14 protein-coding genes and 1 pseudogene are annotated in these 15182 nt (G+C 64.8%); 12 read left to right on the top strand and 3 right to left on the bottom strand.

Features of this window, described 5'->3' with window-relative positions:
• The 3 genes from NS331_RS02070 to NS331_RS25975 form a co-directional block, all read left to right on the top strand.
• On the top strand, window positions 1-396 hold a 396-nt coding region (locus NS331_RS02070; RefSeq protein ID WP_153012720.1), incomplete at its 5' end, for a DUF2345 domain-containing protein.
• 77 nt (window positions 397-473) lie between these two features.
• Window positions 474-2732 carry a M23 family metallopeptidase gene (locus NS331_RS25980; protein ID WP_153012719.1) on the top strand — a complete coding sequence of 753 codons (2259 nt, stop codon included), beginning with the start codon at window positions 474-476 and terminating at the stop codon, window positions 2730-2732.
• Complete coding sequence (locus NS331_RS25975; RefSeq protein ID WP_153012718.1) at window positions 2716-3234, top strand: hypothetical protein; 519 nt, start codon at window positions 2716-2718, stop codon at window positions 3232-3234. Before NS331_RS25980 ends, NS331_RS25975 begins: the two co-directional genes overlap by 17 nt.
• A 160-nt stretch (window positions 3235-3394) precedes the next feature.
• Here NS331_RS25975 and NS331_RS25970 read toward each other — a convergent pair.
• Window positions 3395-3846, bottom strand: a pseudogene (locus NS331_RS25970) (transposase); the annotation flags it as partial.
• 122 nt (window positions 3847-3968) lie between these two features.
• Here NS331_RS25970 and NS331_RS25965 point away from each other — a divergent pair.
• The 3 genes from NS331_RS25965 (at window position 3969) to NS331_RS25955 (ending at window position 5485) form a co-directional block, all read left to right on the top strand.
• Window positions 3969-4538: a hypothetical protein gene (locus tag NS331_RS25965; RefSeq protein ID WP_153012716.1), complete on the top strand. Its 570-nt coding sequence runs from the start codon at window positions 3969-3971 to the stop codon at window positions 4536-4538.
• A gap of 222 nt (window positions 4539-4760) precedes the next feature.
• The gene (locus NS331_RS25960) at window positions 4761-5153 is read left to right on the top strand and encodes a hypothetical protein (RefSeq protein ID WP_153012715.1); all 393 of its coding nucleotides are present in this window, start codon (window positions 4761-4763) and stop codon (window positions 5151-5153) included.
• Window positions 5108-5485 carry a hypothetical protein gene (locus NS331_RS25955; protein ID WP_153012714.1) on the top strand — a complete coding sequence of 126 codons (378 nt, stop codon included), beginning with the start codon at window positions 5108-5110 and terminating at the stop codon, window positions 5483-5485. Before NS331_RS25960 ends, NS331_RS25955 begins: the two co-directional genes overlap by 46 nt.
• 2 nt (window positions 5486-5487) lie before the next feature.
• Here the strand turns inward: NS331_RS25955 and NS331_RS02060 are convergent, their stop codons facing one another.
• Window positions 5488-5997: a MarR family winged helix-turn-helix transcriptional regulator gene (locus NS331_RS02060; RefSeq protein ID WP_058640361.1), complete on the bottom strand. Its 510-nt coding sequence runs from the start codon at window positions 5995-5997 to the stop codon at window positions 5488-5490.
• A gap of 102 nt (window positions 5998-6099) precedes the next feature.
• Here NS331_RS02060 and NS331_RS02055 point away from each other — a divergent pair, with 102 nt between their 5' ends.
• The 4 genes from NS331_RS02055 to NS331_RS02040 all read left to right on the top strand — a co-directional run bounded on the left by NS331_RS02055 (window position 6100) and on the right by NS331_RS02040 (window position 12172).
• A complete protein-coding gene (locus NS331_RS02055; protein ID WP_058640360.1) occupies window positions 6100-7092 on the top strand; it encodes a Bug family tripartite tricarboxylate transporter substrate binding protein in 993 nt (330 codons plus the stop codon).
• 76 nt (window positions 7093-7168) lie between these two features.
• Complete coding sequence (locus tag NS331_RS02050) at window positions 7169-8488, top strand: sulfatase family protein (protein ID WP_058640359.1); 1320 nt, start codon at window positions 7169-7171, stop codon at window positions 8486-8488.
• Window positions 8489-8660: 172 nt separating this feature from the next.
• Entirely contained in the window at window positions 8661-9182 is a 522-nt protein-coding gene (locus NS331_RS02045; RefSeq protein WP_058640358.1) for a hypothetical protein, read from the top strand.
• 170 nt (window positions 9183-9352) lie between these two features.
• On the top strand, window positions 9353-12172 hold the full coding sequence (locus tag NS331_RS02040) for a PAS domain S-box protein (protein WP_082702203.1): 2820 nt from the start codon (window positions 9353-9355) through the stop codon (window positions 12170-12172).
• Between the two features lie 31 nt (window positions 12173-12203).
• Here the strand turns inward: NS331_RS02040 and NS331_RS02035 are convergent, their stop codons facing one another.
• Window positions 12204-13457 carry an SUMF1/EgtB/PvdO family nonheme iron enzyme gene (locus NS331_RS02035; RefSeq protein ID WP_058640356.1) on the bottom strand — a complete coding sequence of 418 codons (1254 nt, stop codon included), beginning with the start codon at window positions 13455-13457 and terminating at the stop codon, window positions 12204-12206.
• A gap of 164 nt (window positions 13458-13621) precedes the next feature.
• Here NS331_RS02035 and NS331_RS02030 point away from each other — a divergent pair, with 164 nt between their 5' ends.
• Window positions 13622-14251: a TRAP transporter small permease subunit gene (locus tag NS331_RS02030; protein ID WP_058640355.1), complete on the top strand. Its 630-nt coding sequence runs from the start codon at window positions 13622-13624 to the stop codon at window positions 14249-14251.
• A 19-nt stretch (window positions 14252-14270) separates the two neighbouring features.
• The coding region (locus tag NS331_RS02025) for a TRAP transporter large permease subunit (RefSeq protein ID WP_153012713.1) at window positions 14271-15182 on the top strand (912 nt) is incomplete at its 3' end.

The following is a 15182-nucleotide window of genomic DNA, read 5'->3' as shown; positions in this document are numbered from 1 at the left end:
TGTGTCGGGGGCCGGGGGCGGGCGAGCGGGGCGCAGGGGCGGCGCAGCTTCGTGCGCAAGGGCGGCCTGAAGTGGATCGCCAGCCGCGGGCCGGTGCAGGTGCAGGCGCACCAGGGCGAGGTGGTGCTGGTGGCGCACAAGGACGTGCGCATCACCAGCGTGGAGGGACGCATCCGCATCCAGGCCAAGAAGAAGGTCGTGCTCATCGGCGGGGGCAGCTACACCGAGTGGAGCGCCGAGGGCATCCGCCACGGCACCGCCGGCAGCTGGCAGGAGCATGCGGCCATGCATGCGCAGGTGGGGCCCATGAGTCGGCCGGTGGAAGGCAAGGACTTCGCTCGCAGCGAGTACCAGCCCGGCGAGAAGGCAGCACGCCGCTTTGGGCCTTCCAAATAAGACCCCGCGGCGATCACAGCACGTCTGTCACGAACCCCTTTCTCTACCTTCTCTCTTCAGACGGCCGCAGCACCCCCATGCTCATCAGCCCACCCTTCCTGCCGCCCCTGCAAGCCAGCGAAGCGGCCTTCCTCGACGCCGCCATGCCGGAGCCCAAGGACTCTTCCCACGGCACCAGCGGTGCACCCGAGGGCTCGTTCCCGCTGGTGACCAAGCTCACCTGGCACAACGGCATGCATCTCGCGGCGCCCAAAGACGCCCAATATCGCCCGCTGCCCGTGCGCGCCATCGTCGATGGCACCGTCATCTTCCGGCGCGACAGCACCCCCCACACGGACGACCCTCATCACCCGTTGAACTACAACCCCTACGGCAAGGAAGCCGCCTGGACCGACAACGGCCTCGTGATCGTGCGCCACACCACCGACATCGGCGCCACGGGCAACACCCCGACGCAACTCACCTTCTACAGCGCCTACATGCACCTGCGGGACATCGAGCCCGGCGTGCAGCCCGGCAAGCCGATCTGGCGCAAGGATGCGATCGGCAAGCCGGGCCGCGACTGCGGCCGCGACGGCCGGCTGCACTTTGAGATCTGCATGGATGCAAACAACCTGCAGACGCTGCTGGGCCCGAGCCGCAACCTGAAGTGGACCGAGCCCAACAAGGCGCCGACGGCGAATGGGCGGGAGGATGCCGTCTTCGGCAATATTTACATCTACCTGCCTGCGGGCACCCCGATACGCGACAGCGCCCCGAAGTCACATCTGTACGCTCCCCCCACAGCCGGCGCCAGCGCCGCGACGGATCATTTCGTACCGGGAACACTCCACGTGGCCCAATGGGTGGAGATCCGCTACGGACCATCCGGCACCGCAGCCAAGGGCGGCCACGCCACGCTGACCAGCTATCGGGCCAAGGATGGGCCCGGCGGCCTGCAGGTCGGCCAGCCCATCGGCACGCCTCATGTAGAAACCGACTTCGAATACAACATGTACGTCGAAGCCAACGCCCGGCACAACAGCCTGAGCGCCGCCGACCAGGCCCGCAGCAGCCCGAGCGGCTGGTACGAACTGCTGCGCTTCGGCCGCAACCTGGGGCCCGACCCACTGCCTGCCAACGCGGCCCACTGGCGCCCGATCCCCACCGACACCGGCCATATCTGGGCCGACCTCAACGCACCGGGCACCTTCAAGTTCAGCGATGCGGACTTTCCGGCGTTTCGAGGCTGGCAATGCTTCGACGACGACAGCAACCCGCTGGACCAGCGCTGCGATTCAGTGGAACTCAGGCGGCTGATCCGCGACCCGGCGCTACCCGAAACCATCCGGCAGCCGGACGTGCTGGCCAAGCGCCTGAGCGTGCCGGAGGTGCGGGCCAAGCTGCAGTACGCGATCTGCAAGTTCCCGACGGAATGGGACAAGGCCACGATCACGCGGCGGTACGAATGGCTCAAGACGGACGAGGAATTCCGGATGTCGGAGGGCCACGGCTGGGAGGAGTTTGCGGCCCATTGCGAGGCGCTTTGCCCTGATGACTTGCCGCAGGAGTACAAGGATGCGGATTGGCATTTGCATCCGCGCCGTTTTGTACAAACTCTGCGTTCGATAATTTGGTTAGATAAAGAAGATTTAGAAGCCATTTATCCTAAAGAAATTTATGAAAACTTTGGGAAGACTCCAAGTTTTTATATTAATAGATACAAGACATGGATTAATATAGTTTTGAGAAAATACGGACTCCAAAGCAAGATTAGATTATCTTATTTTTTTGGTCAAATGGCACAGGAAAGTTATTTTTTCATGGCTGTTCGAGAGTGCTCAATTGATATTGGTATTGCAATAAATAAAAATCATATTAGCCTACAAGACGAGTCATCAGGCTATCTCCAATCGACTCCGCAAAATCATAAAGACGTTATTTATCTTACGAGATATGAAGGCAATCTTGGCTTAGGCAATACAGCACAAGGGGATGGGATTAAATTTAGAGGCAGGGGCATGAAACAACTGACCGGGAGATACAACTATTCCCAATATTGGATCTATCGTGGCTGGATGCTAAAATCAAGTTTCGATGCGAACTGGTTTAAAAATGGAAAGCAAGGGCCAGCAATTCCGAACCCCGAAATTCTTGCCGATAATCATTTTAATGCAGTCGACAGTGCTGGATTTTATTTTTCGTTCCGTTCAATTGCGAGATTATGTGATGCTGGATTTTCTGAAAAAACATCAGACAACGTTTCGCACGCAGTCAACCCGGGCGAGAAGCCGCCGCATAAAAATCGTTGGAAATTTGCGCAATCTACATTTAAATATCTTGAAGATGCTAAATAAATTCTTCATAGCCGGGCTTGTCGCAACTTTCTCATTGTCCAGCTTTTCGCAATTCAACTCAGCAAAAATCCAAGGAAAAGTACTTTTAACAGAAGAAAAGCATGGAGTCAAGAGAAATTATCAATTTGGCGGAACGATCAATGGATATCAGACCAATTGCAAAAAAACCACCATTATAGTTTGGGGAACCCCCAATGAAGTAAGCACCGACAGCCCACAAATTGGTTACATCGCAGTACTAAAAAGTGGGCATCGAAAAATACTATTTCGGAAAATTACTAGCAAAGAATTAATTGATGCTAATTTCAGTAATGATGGCAGGCATGTAGAACTACTATATACAGACCGAGCAACTTTTGATTTGAAAACTGGCAAGATCAATTACTCATCCACTCTCAATGAAAGTCGGGAGCCATCAAATGAAATTTGCAAGAAAGAAGATTGGCAGCATTATTCTCGATGGTCGCTCTCTACTAGTAACGATAGTCCAAAAAGGAATTGAAAATATATAGTTCTGGCTATTTTTGGCAGCTAGGGAAGGTCTGCAAAACCCCGTTTTCGCAGAGCCCAACGTGCAGCGAGGCATATTGATCATTGCTTGAGGTCCTCGGTCGCGTCCCCAAAGGCTCTGCGCGCCGCTTCTTACTTGCATCTGCACGCTGTCATGGAGCTACTGGTGCCCCGGCAGACGCAGTTATCCCTGCGTGCTCAACAAATTCCGCCCCGTCCATCCACAGATTGCTCATTGCGAACAGCATCGCCACACAAGCTGTGTTCTTGGCCCTGCCGCGATAGCGGACCTTGGCATTGCCGAACTGCTGCTTGGTCACCATGAACGGGTGTTCGACCTTCGCTCGAACGCTCGCCTTCAGTTGCTCCAGTGCCTGCCGCAGACGGTCCATTTCGCTATCTCCCTGCAGCGCCCGGCGCTTGCCCGGGCGCATGGCAATGTGCCACGTCACGTCCAACTGCCTGGCCTGTTCGCGCTTGGCAACCCCTGGTAGCCCGCATGCCCAAACACATGCTGTTCCTGCCCATGCAGCAGTGCCGTCACCTGCGTCACGTCGTTGACGTTGGCCGCCATGCCGATGACCGTGCGCACCAGCCCCGATTCAAACCCGCCAGCGCAGCCCAGGGCACGACTTGGTTCATCTGTTCCAAGATGACCTTCTTGCACGTCTTCTTGGGCAACGGGTCAAGACCGAGTGGAATCTGGCTCATCCCACATCCTCGCCGATGCTCGGCTCCGACGACAGCCCATCGCAAGAGGTTTTGCAGAACTTCCCTAGATATGCGCATAATTCAAACGAAGCTAATATCCAATATGCTAATGGACGCGGTATGATTAAATTTACTCTATTGGTTTTTTTGTCTATTGCTTTTTTAACCGAGTTCGCAAACGGCCAAGAAGAAAATAAACCAACTCAACTGTCAGAAACAACGATTCGGCATTATATCTACAGCAAAAAATATACACATACTATAGACGGGTATCAAATAAAGTGTGATAGATCCATGGTTCTAGTATGGGGAAAGCCGAAAAAAATTAATATAAGCAATCCACAGGAAAGCGAGGCCACACTGATTGATCTGAAGAAAAACAGAAAAATCAAAAAATTCGGTTTGAGTAGCGGGACATTTGGGGCAGGATTTTTGAGTAATGGAGAATACCTAAACATTGAATCGGGCGCTGGCGTCACGATCGACCTTTCAACATACTCCGAAGTTTTTTTCGACCATTATTTTGATACTGAGGGAAAATATGAAAAATGTCCCGCTTTTAAGGGCCAGTCATTCAATAAATAAACCAATTGAAAATAAATTAAATTATCTACTACTCAGATTGAGCTAAATTTTGCGTATGACAGTTTAGCCTAAAGACTTTCAGCTCCGCTGAGAATTCATATTCTATCGCTGGATTGAATCAATTAAATATTCCTGCGGTATCGGGAGAAATTATTTCTACAGACGCGTAATCTTGCGCAAACATTATCGAGTGAAGTTTTTCAGCTTTCTAAAGGGACGTTTATGCTTGACCTGTTTGGAAATTTAAATTTATCGTGTGCCTACGAAGGGCATCGGCTAAATTTCCAAAAGTTTTACAACGACAACAAAATTTCACAAATTCAAGAAAATAATTGGATCATAGGTTTCAAATCTATATTTTTCCTGAACATGCTCTCTGCGGTGTTTTATTTTCCTGCACAAGCACAAGCACAAGCACAAGCACAAGCACAAGCACAAGCACAAGCACAAGCACAAGCACAAGCACATCCAGAATACTGCCCACATCCCGGCAAGCTGAAGGAGCATGGACTCACTCTTGAGAGCTGCAAGCCATCGGCTCTGCAATTGTCGAAATCTACCGAAGCGGCGTGCCAACCGCCCTCTATGCTTCAGAACTCGACCGCAGAAAAATAGTCATCGCCTATGGACCAAATCCCAAACTGATACGAGAAATCAGCGGCTTTGAAAATAATGCGAATTTTGATATTCGAAAATCCAAATTGAATCAGCCACCCTATTTTGACGAGTTCGCCAAAATATTCAAGGAGAAAAGTCAATCTGTCGATGGCTGGTTGGTCGCAGTAGACCAGATTCAATATCGCGCAATGCAAGGTAAGACAGGCTACGCGATGCTGTGCGCCGCAGCGTTCAAGGCCGGAAAGCTCGCCATCAGCGTTTCCGAATGCTTTCCATTTGAAGACAGACCCAAGTTCTACCAAACCCTCGGCAAACTAGCCAACCCCTGATCTCAAAGAACGCGCCGCCCCCGCGGCGCCTTCGGCAGATCGGCCTGCTCGGCAACCTCGACCGCCCGGGCCTCCAGCTTCGACAGCGCCGCAAAGAACGCCGCCCGCTCCTCGCCCAAGACGTCCAGCAACTGCTCGTTGAGCGACGTCACCAGCGGATAGAGCGCGTCGTAGATGGCCTGCCCCCGCTCGCTCAGCGCGATGCGCACATGGCGGCGGTCGCTGCCGGCCTGCTCGCGGCGCACCAGGCCCTTGTCAGTCAGCGAGCCGATGGCGCGGGAGGTGCGCACCCGGTCCAGCTGCGTCTGCTGCGCCAGTTGGGAGGAGCCGAGGGCGCCCTGCCCGGCCAGCGTGGCGATCAGCCGCCATTCCCGCCGCGTGATGCCGAAGCGGCCCTCGCACAGCCGCAGCACCATGCTGCCGGCCACGGCGTTGAGCCGGGAGAGGCGGTAGAGCAGCAGCGGGTCGAGGTTGGCCGGCCGTCCGGCGGCGGCCGCGGGCTCGCGGTTCATGGGGAAAGCGAGGGCATTGATGGATCAGATCCATCGATTGTGGCGCGGCTACAGTCCCGGCCATCGCAACCTGTCCCCTCGGGACCGCCCGGGAGAATCCGCATGACCGCACGCCGCACCTTCCACCGCCTGGCCGCCGGCCTGGTGGCTGCCGCCGCCCTCGCCAGCCTGGCTGGCCCCGCCGCCGCCCAGGCCGCCGCTCCCGCCTTCGACGGCCCGTTGCGCGTGGTCGTGGGCTATGCGCCGGGTGGCGCCACCGACCGTGTGGCCCGCATCGTGGCGGACCGGCTGACGGTGCGCCTGGGCGTGCCGGTGGTGGTGGACAACAAGGCCGGTGCCGGCGGCCGCCTGGCCGCGCAACAGCTCAAGAACGCGCCGGCCGGCCAGAACGTGGTGATGGTGGCCAACCCCGCCGTGATGGTGGTGGCGCCGCTGGTCTTCAAGGACAACGGCTACGACCCGGAACGCGACTTCCAGCCGATCTCCAACGTCAACAACTACGAGTTCGGCCTGGCCGTCGGCGCGGCCGTGCCGGTCAAGCAGCTGACGCACCTGCTGGCCTGGATGAAGGCCAACCCCGAGAAGGCCAACGTGGGCGTGCCGGCCACCGGCAGCCTGCCGCACTTCTTTGCGCTGATGCTGGGCCAGAAGGCGCACGTCAAGACCGAGGTGGTGGGCTACCGCGGCTCCGCCGGCGTGCTCACGGACCTGATCGGCGGCCAGATCCCGATCGCGGTCGACACCTTCGACGGTCTGCTGCCGCAGTACGAATCCGGCAAGCTGCGCATCCTGGCCATGTCCGGCACCAAGCGTTCGCCCTTCGCGCCGGACGTGCCCACCTTCAAGGAAGCCGGGCTGGACCTGTCGGCCATGGGCTGGAACGCCTTCTTCGCGCCCGCCTCGATGCCGCGCGACAAGGTCGACCGCCTGGCGCGCGAGATCCGCGAGGTGATGCAGGAACCCGACACCCAGCGCAAGTTCACCGACGCCAAGATGCTGCCGGTGGTGAGCACCCGTGCCGAGACCGAGGCCATGGTCAAGGCCTTCCGCGCGCAGTGGGCGCCGATCATCCAGACCTCGGGCTACCAGCCCTGACCCTCCCGCCGACCGCTTGCCCGCGCGGCCGCGCCGCCGCCGGGCCCGCCCGCATCACTTCGTCCGAGGCCGCCGCGTGACCACCCGCCCCAACATCCTCTTCATCGTTGCCGACGACCTCGGCTATGCCGACCTCGGCTGCTACGGCGGGCGCGACGCGCCCTTCGGCAAGGTCTCGCCCGTGCTGGACCGGCTGGCCGCCGACGGCCTGCTGCTCACCCAGGGCTACGCCAACTCGCCCGTGTGCTCGCCCACCCGCTTCGGCATGATCACCGGCCGCTACCAGTACCGGCTGCGCGGCGCGGCCGAGGAGCCGATCAACAGCAAGAGCCGCGGCAGCAGCACGCTGGGCCTGCCGCCCGAACACCCCACCCTGCCCTCGCTGCTCAAGGATGCCGGCTACCGCACGGCGCTCATCGGCAAGTGGCACCTGGGCTATCCGCCGGCCTTCGGGCCGCTGCGCTCGGGCTACGAGGAATTCTTCGGGCCGCTGTCGGGCGGCGTGGACTACTTCACCCACTGCGACAGCCGCGGCACGCACGACCTGTTCTTCGGCGAGGAAGAGAAGCACGAGGAGGGCTACCTCACCGACCTGTTCTCGCGCCGGGCCGTGGACTACGTGGAACGCATGGCCGCGGGCGATGCGCCCTTCTTCCTGAGCCTGCACTACACGGCGCCCCACTGGCCCTGGGAGACGCGCGAGGACGAAGGCCGCGCCCCCGCCGTCAAGGACAACCTGTTCGACCTGGCCGGCGGCAACATCCACGTCTACCGCCGCATGATCCACCACATGGACGAAGGCATCGGCTGGATCGTGGACGCCCTGCGCCGCACCGGCCAGCTGGACGACACGCTGATCGTCTTCACCAGCGACAACGGCGGCGAGCGCTTCTCGGACAACTGGCCGCTGGTGGGCGGCAAGATGGACCTGACCGAGGGCGGCATCCGCGTGCCCTGGATCGCCCACTGGCCCGCCGCCATCGCCCCCGGTGGCCGCAGCGAGCAGCTGTGCATGACCATGGACTGGTCGGCCACCATGCTCGATGCCGCCGGCGTGGCCGCCGATCCGGACCATCCGCTGGACGGCGTCTCGCTCATGCCGGTGCTGCGCGACCCGGGCGCCACCTTCGACCGGCCGCTGCACTGGCGCATGAACCACCGCGGCCAGCGCGCCCTGCGCGACGGCCGCTGGAAGTACCTGCGCGTGGACGGCCACGACTACCTGTTCGACATCCCGGCCGACGAGCGCGAGCGGGCCAACCTGGCGCCGCGCGAACCGGCCCGCCTGGCGGCCATGCGCCAGCAGTGGGAAGACTGGAACGCCACCATGCCGCCCATTCCCGAGGACGCCACCGTCAGCCTGGGCTATTCGTACAGGGACATGCCGCAGCGCTGAGAAGTTCTGAGCACCGGTCGCGCCCCGAAAGGCACTTCGGAACGGCGAACTTCTTCCTAGAATCGCGCGCTTGCCACCCACCTTGCCCGTGCCGACGGGACTGCCGCGGGGGACCGGCGCCATCGATCGCCTGCCGGGTTCCGGCGGCGCCAATCACGGGAGGAGCCACACCATGGATACGCAGTTCGCCGCCTGGGAACGCTGGGTGCTCGTCGGGGCGGCCGTGCTCGCCGGGCTGGTGCTGCTTCTGCGCCTGCTGGAGATCCTGCGCGACCGCCGCCGGCGGCGCGCGCGCATCGGCGCCGCCCGCGTGCGGGCCACCCAGTCCATGCCCTTGCAAACCGGGGCGCATCCGCCCCAGGCCGGCCAGCGCTGGCCCGACGCCAGCCAGCAGATGCCCGACGCGGGCATGTACGAGAACCCGCATCCGCAGCTGCGCATCCAGTACACCGACATCTACGGCCAGGCCTCCGAGAAGGTGATCGCCGTGGAGCGGCTGGACCTGTACCGGCAGGTGGTGGTCTTTCGCGGCACCGAGCGCGAGGACCTGCGCACCCTCCCCCTCGGCCGCATCAGCCTGGCCCGTGAAGCGGCCTCCGGCCAGCGCTTCAGCATGGGCCTGTGGGTGGAGCAGATGCGCCGGCAGGCACGCAGCCGCGGCGAGGACGGCGGCAGCGCCGCAGCCCCGTCCTGAGCGACCCGCCGGGACCGCCTCGGCCAGCCGGGGCCCCGGCCGCGAGCGCGCCGCGCCGACGGCGCGCCAGGCCGGTCCAGCCGGGCCTGCGACAGGCCCGCCACCTTGCGGGTTCCGCTGACATGCCCCCCAGAGGCCGGCCACCATAATCCGCCGCACTTCTGCGACCTATGCGCGCCGCACCTGTACCCACCCACTGGCCCTTTGTCCGAGGCGAATCCGCTGCGCTGGCGCGCGCGCTGGACCATGACCGCTGCCCGCTGGGGCCCGCAGCGCAGTGGCCGCAGACGCTGCGCATGCTGATCGACATGATGCTGCCGTCGCAGGCGGAGATCGTGCTTTTCTGGGGCGAGGACTACCTCGCCTTCTACAACGACGCCTACGCCCCCACCATCGGCAACAAGCATCCGGCCGCCTTCGGCCGGCCCGGCCGCGAGCACTGGAGCGAACTGTGGGACGACCTGCAGCCCCTGCTCGACCGCGTGCTGCATTTCGGCGAGACCGTGGCGGCGCAGGACCGGCCCTTCCGCATCAACCGCCACGGCCAGATGGAAGAGGTGTTCTTCGACATCTCCTATTCGCCGGTGCGCGAGCACGACGGCCGCATCTGCGGTGTGCTGTGCATCGTCAAGGAGACCACCGCCCGGGTGAACGCCACGCGGCGCCTGGCCGCCAGCGAGGCCCACCTGCGCGAGATGGAGGAGCAGTGGCGCCTGGCGCAGGCCGCCGGCGGCGTGGGCGTGTTCGTGCTCGACATTCCAGCCGACACCATCACCGCCTCGCCCGGCTTCTACCGGGCCTTCGGGCTGCCCGCGCATGCGGGGCCCATGCCTTCCTCGCTGCTGGAGTCGCTCAAGGCGCCCGGCGAGTCCACCGCCATGTCCAGCCGCCGCAGCCGCAACGACGGCAGCGCGCCGCTGGACGTCGAATACCGCATCCGCCGCGCCGACGACGGACAGCTGCGCTGGATCTGGCGCCGGGCCGAGATCGTGCGCGACAGCACCGGCACACCGCTGCTCATGCGCGGCGTGGTGCAGGACGTGACGGTGCGCCATCATGCCCAGGCCACCCTGCGCGAGAGCGAGGAGCGCTTTCGCGCCCTCGCGCAGGCCGTGCCCAACCAGGTGTGGACGGCCGGCGCCGACGGCGCGCTGGACTGGGTCAACCAGCAGGTGCTCGACTACACCGGCCAGCGGCCCGATGCCCTGCTCGGCCACCGCTGGCTGGCCGTGCTGCACCCGGACGACCGCGCCGGCATGCGCGCCGCCTGGCTGCAGTCGGCCGAGACCCTGTTGGCCTACAGCACCGAGATGCGCCTGCGCCGCCACGACGGCAGCTGGCGCTGGCAGCTGGTGCGGGCACAGCCGGTGCAGGGCAGCGACGGCAGCATGCGCTGGATCGGCACCACCACCGACATCGAGCACCAGAAGGCCGCCCAGGCGCAGCTGCAGGCCCTCAACTCGAGCCTGGCCCAGACCGTGGAGGAACGCACCCGCGACCGCGACCGCCTGTGGCAGCTGTCCACCGACGTGATGGTGATCGCCGACCTGAAAAGCGGCCGCATCCTGCACGTCAACCCGGCCTGGCAGGCCTTGCTCGGCTGGACCGAGCAGGACCTGCTCGGCACCAGCCTGATGGACTACGGCCACCCGGACGAGCTGGCGCAGAGCCAGCGCGAGCTGGAACGCCTCGGCGAAGGCCTGCCCACGACGCGCTACGAAAGCCGCCTGCGGCACCGCGACGGCAGCTACCGCACCCTGTCCTGGACGGCCGTGCCCGATGCGCCCAACCTGCATGCCGTGGGCCGCGACGTGACGGCCCTGCGCGAGTCCGAGGCGCGGCTGCGCCACAGCCAGAAGATGGAGGCCGTGGGCCAGCTCACCGGCGGCATCGCGCACGACTTCAACAACATGCTCCAGGGCATCACCGGTGCCATCGAGGTGATGCGCCGGCGCGTGGCCAAGGGCCACACCGAGGGCCTGGACCGCTTCATGGACAGCGCCGCCCAGTCCGCCACGCGGGCGGCCTCGCTGGTGCAGCGGCTGCTGGCCTTCTCGCGCCGGCAGTCGCTGGACCCGCGGCCCATCGACGTCAACCGGCTCGTGCGCTCGATGGAGGAGATGCTGCGCCGCACTCTCGGCGAGCACGTGCGGCTGGCGGTGGAACTGGACAGCGAGGCCTGCCTGGCCATCGGCGACGAAAGCCAGCTCGAGAGCGCCATCCTCAACCTGGCCATCAACGCCCGCGACGCCATGCCCTCGGGCGGCCTGCTGCGGCTGTGCAGCGCCAACCTGCAACTCGGCGACGGCGACGTCGAGCCGCTGCGCAGCGGCAAGTACGTGCGCATCACCGTGGCCGACACCGGCAGCGGCATGCCCGACGACGTGCTGGCCAAGGCCTTCGATCCCTTCTTCACCACCAAGCCCATCGGCCAGGGCACGGGCCTGGGCCTGTCGATGGTCTACGGCTTCGCGCAGCAGTCGGGCGGCCATGTGCGCATCGACAGCAAGCCGGGCGACGGCACCTCGGTGGCGCTGTACCTGCCCTGCGCCGAAGCCCTCGTGCACGACGAGCCCGCGCCGCCGCAGGCCGCGGCACCGGTCGCCGGCGATGGCGAGGTGGTGCTGCTGGTGGAGGACGACCCCGGCGTGCGCCTGCTGGTGCGCGAGGTGCTGACCGAGCTGGGCTACCGCACGCTGGAGGCGTCGGACGGCGCGTCGGCCGTGCCGATCCTGCAGTCCGCCGAGCGCATCGACCTGCTGGTGAGCGACGTCGGCCTGCCGGGGCTCAACGGCCGCCAGCTGGCCGAGATCGCGCGCCAGAGCCGGCCGGGGCTGCGGGTGCTGTTCATGACCGGCTACGCGGCCCGCGCGGCGATCCGCTCGGAGTTCCTGGCGCCGGGCATGGACATGATCGCCAAGCCCTTCGCCGTCGACGAACTGGCTGAGCGCATCCGCCGCATGGTGGCCGGCCGCGCCCTCGGCGGCTGACGCGCGGGACGCGCTGCGTCGACCCCAGCCGCTACAGCGCGCAGGTGCGAAAGCCCACGAAGGCCGCGTCGTCTCCCGGCAGCGCGAAGCCGCGTGCCCTGACCTGCCGCTGGCGCGGCGACGTGGCATGGCTCGCCCCGCGGCGGACTCGGGCCTGGCCGAAAGCGGGCACCGGGTCCAGGTCGGTGCCGGCGCTCCACACCTCGGGCTGCCAGCCGGGCCAGGCGTGCAGGCGGCCCGCCGTCCATTCGTGCACCGTGCCCCAGCGGAAGCCGCGCAGCGACGCCGTTTCGGCGGCGATCTCCCACTCGATCTCGGTGGCCAGCCGGCGGCCTGCCCAGCGTGCCCAGGCCTGCGCCTCCCACCAGGCCAGGTGGCAGGCCGCGGCCGTGCCGGCCACCCGCACCGTCTGGCCGAAGCGCTGCTGCAGCACCGAGCCGCCGGCCCGCGCGCCGTGGCCCAGCCCGATCTGCGCCACATGGCGCGGCGCGCGCCGGCCTTCGGCCTGCAGCCACTGCCAGCCTTCCGGCAGCCACAGCGACTCGCGGTCGTAGCCGCCGTCGTCCACGAACTCGCAGAACTGCTGCCAGGTGACGGGCTGGGCGTCGATCTCGAACTCGGGCACGTCCTGGGTCTCGGCGCCCGTCTCCTGCGCAAAACAGAAGCCGCTGCCGGCACCGCCGAGCGTCCAGCGCGTGGCGGGCATGCGCAGCGGCGGCCGGACCGCGGCGGGCTCGGCTGGCGGCAGGCCCAGCGGCCAGCCCTGCGACTGGGCCAGCACGATCAGTTCTTCGGCGCGACGCTCCTCATGGGCCAGCGCCAGCCGGAAGAAATACAGGCCGTCGTCCGACGGCTCGGCGCGCTCGAGCAGGTCGAGCGTGCCTTCCAGCACCTCCAGCAGGTAGGCGCGCGTGGCCGCCATGGCCGGGGCCGCGGCCTCGCGGCGCGCGGGCGGGCACAGGGACGGGTCCCACACCTCGTCGGCGCCGGCATCGAGGGAGGCGAGCCGCGGCCCCGGTGTGCCGGCCGCGCCGCCGCGGGCACGCTGCGGATGGCGGGCGATCCAGCGCTCGGCGAACCAGCCGATGTGGCCCGCCAGCCAGCGCGGCGGCATGGCGCAGGCGTCGGCGCCCGGCGGCGGCTGCAGTTCGGGCGAGCCCATCGCCTCGGCCAGGCGGGACAGCAGCTGCAGCGTGCGGTTGCGCGCATCGATCAGCGCCAGCGACAGCGGGTCGGGTCCGGCATGGCGGAAATCGGCAGTGTCTGGAGGGGCGGCGGCAGGCATCGCGCACGATTATGAAACCCGGCATCCAAGGGTTCGCCTGCGTCGGCAGCAGGGAGGGGCCCCCTTAGAATCCGCCGCGCTTCTCACACCCGGCACGCGGCCCACGACGCCTGCGCGCCGGGTGTATTCACATCTGAGAGGCCCAATTCAAAAATGGAGAAGACATGCAAGGCTTGCTGAGGCTCTCGCGCGCCATCGATTGGCTCAATGCGCAGGTGGGCAAGGCCGTGATCTGGCTGATCATGGCATCGACGGCGATCAGCGCGCTCAACGCGCTGGTGCGCTACATCTTCAACACCAGTTCCAACGCCTTCCTCGAAGTGCAGTGGTACCTGTTCGCCTGGTCCTTCCTGGTGGCCGCCGGCTTCACGCTGCTCAACCGCGAGCATGTGCGCATCGACGTGCTCAACAGCCGCCTGCCCAAGAAGGCGCAGATCTGGATCGACATCGTCGGCTTCGCCCTCTTCCTCACGCCGGTGTGCCTGGTGGTGCTGTACTACACGGTGCCCATGACGATGCAGAAGTTCGCCTCGGGCGAGATGTCGGGCAACCCCGGCGGCCTGATCCGCTGGCCCGTGTGGCTGGCGCTGCCGGTCGGCTTCACGCTGCTGCTGCTGCAGGGCTGGTCCGAACTGATCAAGCGCATCGCCTTCCTCACCGGCGACGGCCCCGACCCGACGGTCAAGCCCGGCGAGAAGACCGCCGAGGAAGAACTGGCCGAGGTGCTGCGCCAGCGCACCGACGCCGAGGCCCAGAACGCCAACGCGGCCGCCACGGCGCCGCAGGCCCGCTGAACCGGACCGGAGCACGCACGTGGAGTTCATCACCACCAACTTCGCCCCGATCATGTTCGCGGGGCTCATCTGCTTCCTGCTGCTGGGATTCCCGGTGGCCTTCAGCCTGGGCGCCTGCGGGCTGACCTTCGGCCTCATCGGCATCGAGCTGGGCGTGTTCCAGTCCTCGGTGATGGCCTGGCTGCCGCAGCGCCTGATCGGCATCATGGCCAACGACACCCTGCTCGCGGTGCCCTTCTTCACGCTGATGGGCCTGATCCTGGAGCGCAGCGGCATGGCCGAGGACCTGCTCGACACCGTCGGCCAGGTGTTCGGCCCGATGCGCGGCGGCCTGGCGCTGGCCGTGGTCTTCGTCGGCGCGCTGCTGGCCGCCACCACCGGCGTGGTGGCCGCCTCGGTGATCTCGATGGGCCTGATCTCGCTGCCCATCATGCTGCGCTACGGCTACGACCGGCGCTTCAGCAGCGGCGTGATCGCCGCCTCGGGCACGCTGGCGCAGATCATCCCGCCCTCGCTGGTGCTGATCATCATGGCCGACCAGCTCGGCAAGAGCGTCGGCGACATGTACAAGGGCGCCTTCGTGCCGGCCTTCATGCTGGTGGGCTGCTACGTGATCTACGTCGCCTTCCTGGCCATCTTCCGGCCCGCCAGCGTGCCGGCGCTGCCGCCCGAGGCCCGCATCTACCGCGAGCCCGACGGCAGCGGCGGCTACCGGTCGCTGCTGGTGCTCATGGTCATCTCCTTCGTCGTGTCGGTGCTGGTCGCGCGCCACCTGACCGACGTGCACAGCTGGTGGAGCGGCCAGGTCGTCACCTCGGTCGCCACCGACGAGAAGGTGGTGGTCGCCATGTGCGGCGGCACCTTCGTCGCGCTGCTGATCGCCCTGCTCAACAAGTACCTGCGGCTGGGCCTGCTGTCCCGCCTGGCCGAG

It is taken from the genome of Pseudacidovorax intermedius (genome assembly GCF_001476815.1).
In the GTDB taxonomy this organism is placed as follows: domain Bacteria; phylum Pseudomonadota; class Gammaproteobacteria; order Burkholderiales; family Burkholderiaceae_C; genus Xenophilus; species Xenophilus intermedius_A.
Note: the sequence above shows the minus strand (reverse complement) of the source record. Positions and strands in the feature narration are given on the sequence as shown.

Excerpts from the sequence above, each read along its gene's own strand:
- NS331_RS25980 (WP_153012719.1), top strand. The coding sequence starts at position 474 with ATGCTCATCAGCCCACCCTTCCTGCCGCCCCTGCAAGCCAGCGAAGCG.
- NS331_RS25965 (WP_153012716.1), top strand. The coding sequence starts at position 3,969 with ATGCTCGGCTCCGACGACAGCCCATCGCAAGAGGTTTTGCAGAACTTC.
- NS331_RS25960 (WP_153012715.1), top strand. The coding sequence starts at position 4,761 with ATGCTTGACCTGTTTGGAAATTTAAATTTATCGTGTGCCTACGAAGGG.
- NS331_RS02060 (WP_058640361.1), bottom strand. The coding sequence starts at position 5,997 with ATGAACCGCGAGCCCGCGGCCGCCGCCGGACGGCCGGCCAACCTCGAC.
- NS331_RS02055 (WP_058640360.1), top strand. The coding sequence starts at position 6,100 with ATGACCGCACGCCGCACCTTCCACCGCCTGGCCGCCGGCCTGGTGGCT.
- NS331_RS02045 (WP_058640358.1), top strand. The coding sequence starts at position 8,661 with ATGGATACGCAGTTCGCCGCCTGGGAACGCTGGGTGCTCGTCGGGGCG.
- NS331_RS02040 (WP_082702203.1), top strand. The coding sequence starts at position 9,353 with ATGCGCGCCGCACCTGTACCCACCCACTGGCCCTTTGTCCGAGGCGAA.
- NS331_RS02035 (WP_058640356.1), bottom strand. The coding sequence starts at position 13,457 with ATGCCTGCCGCCGCCCCTCCAGACACTGCCGATTTCCGCCATGCCGGA.
- NS331_RS02030 (WP_058640355.1), top strand. The coding sequence starts at position 13,622 with ATGCAAGGCTTGCTGAGGCTCTCGCGCGCCATCGATTGGCTCAATGCG.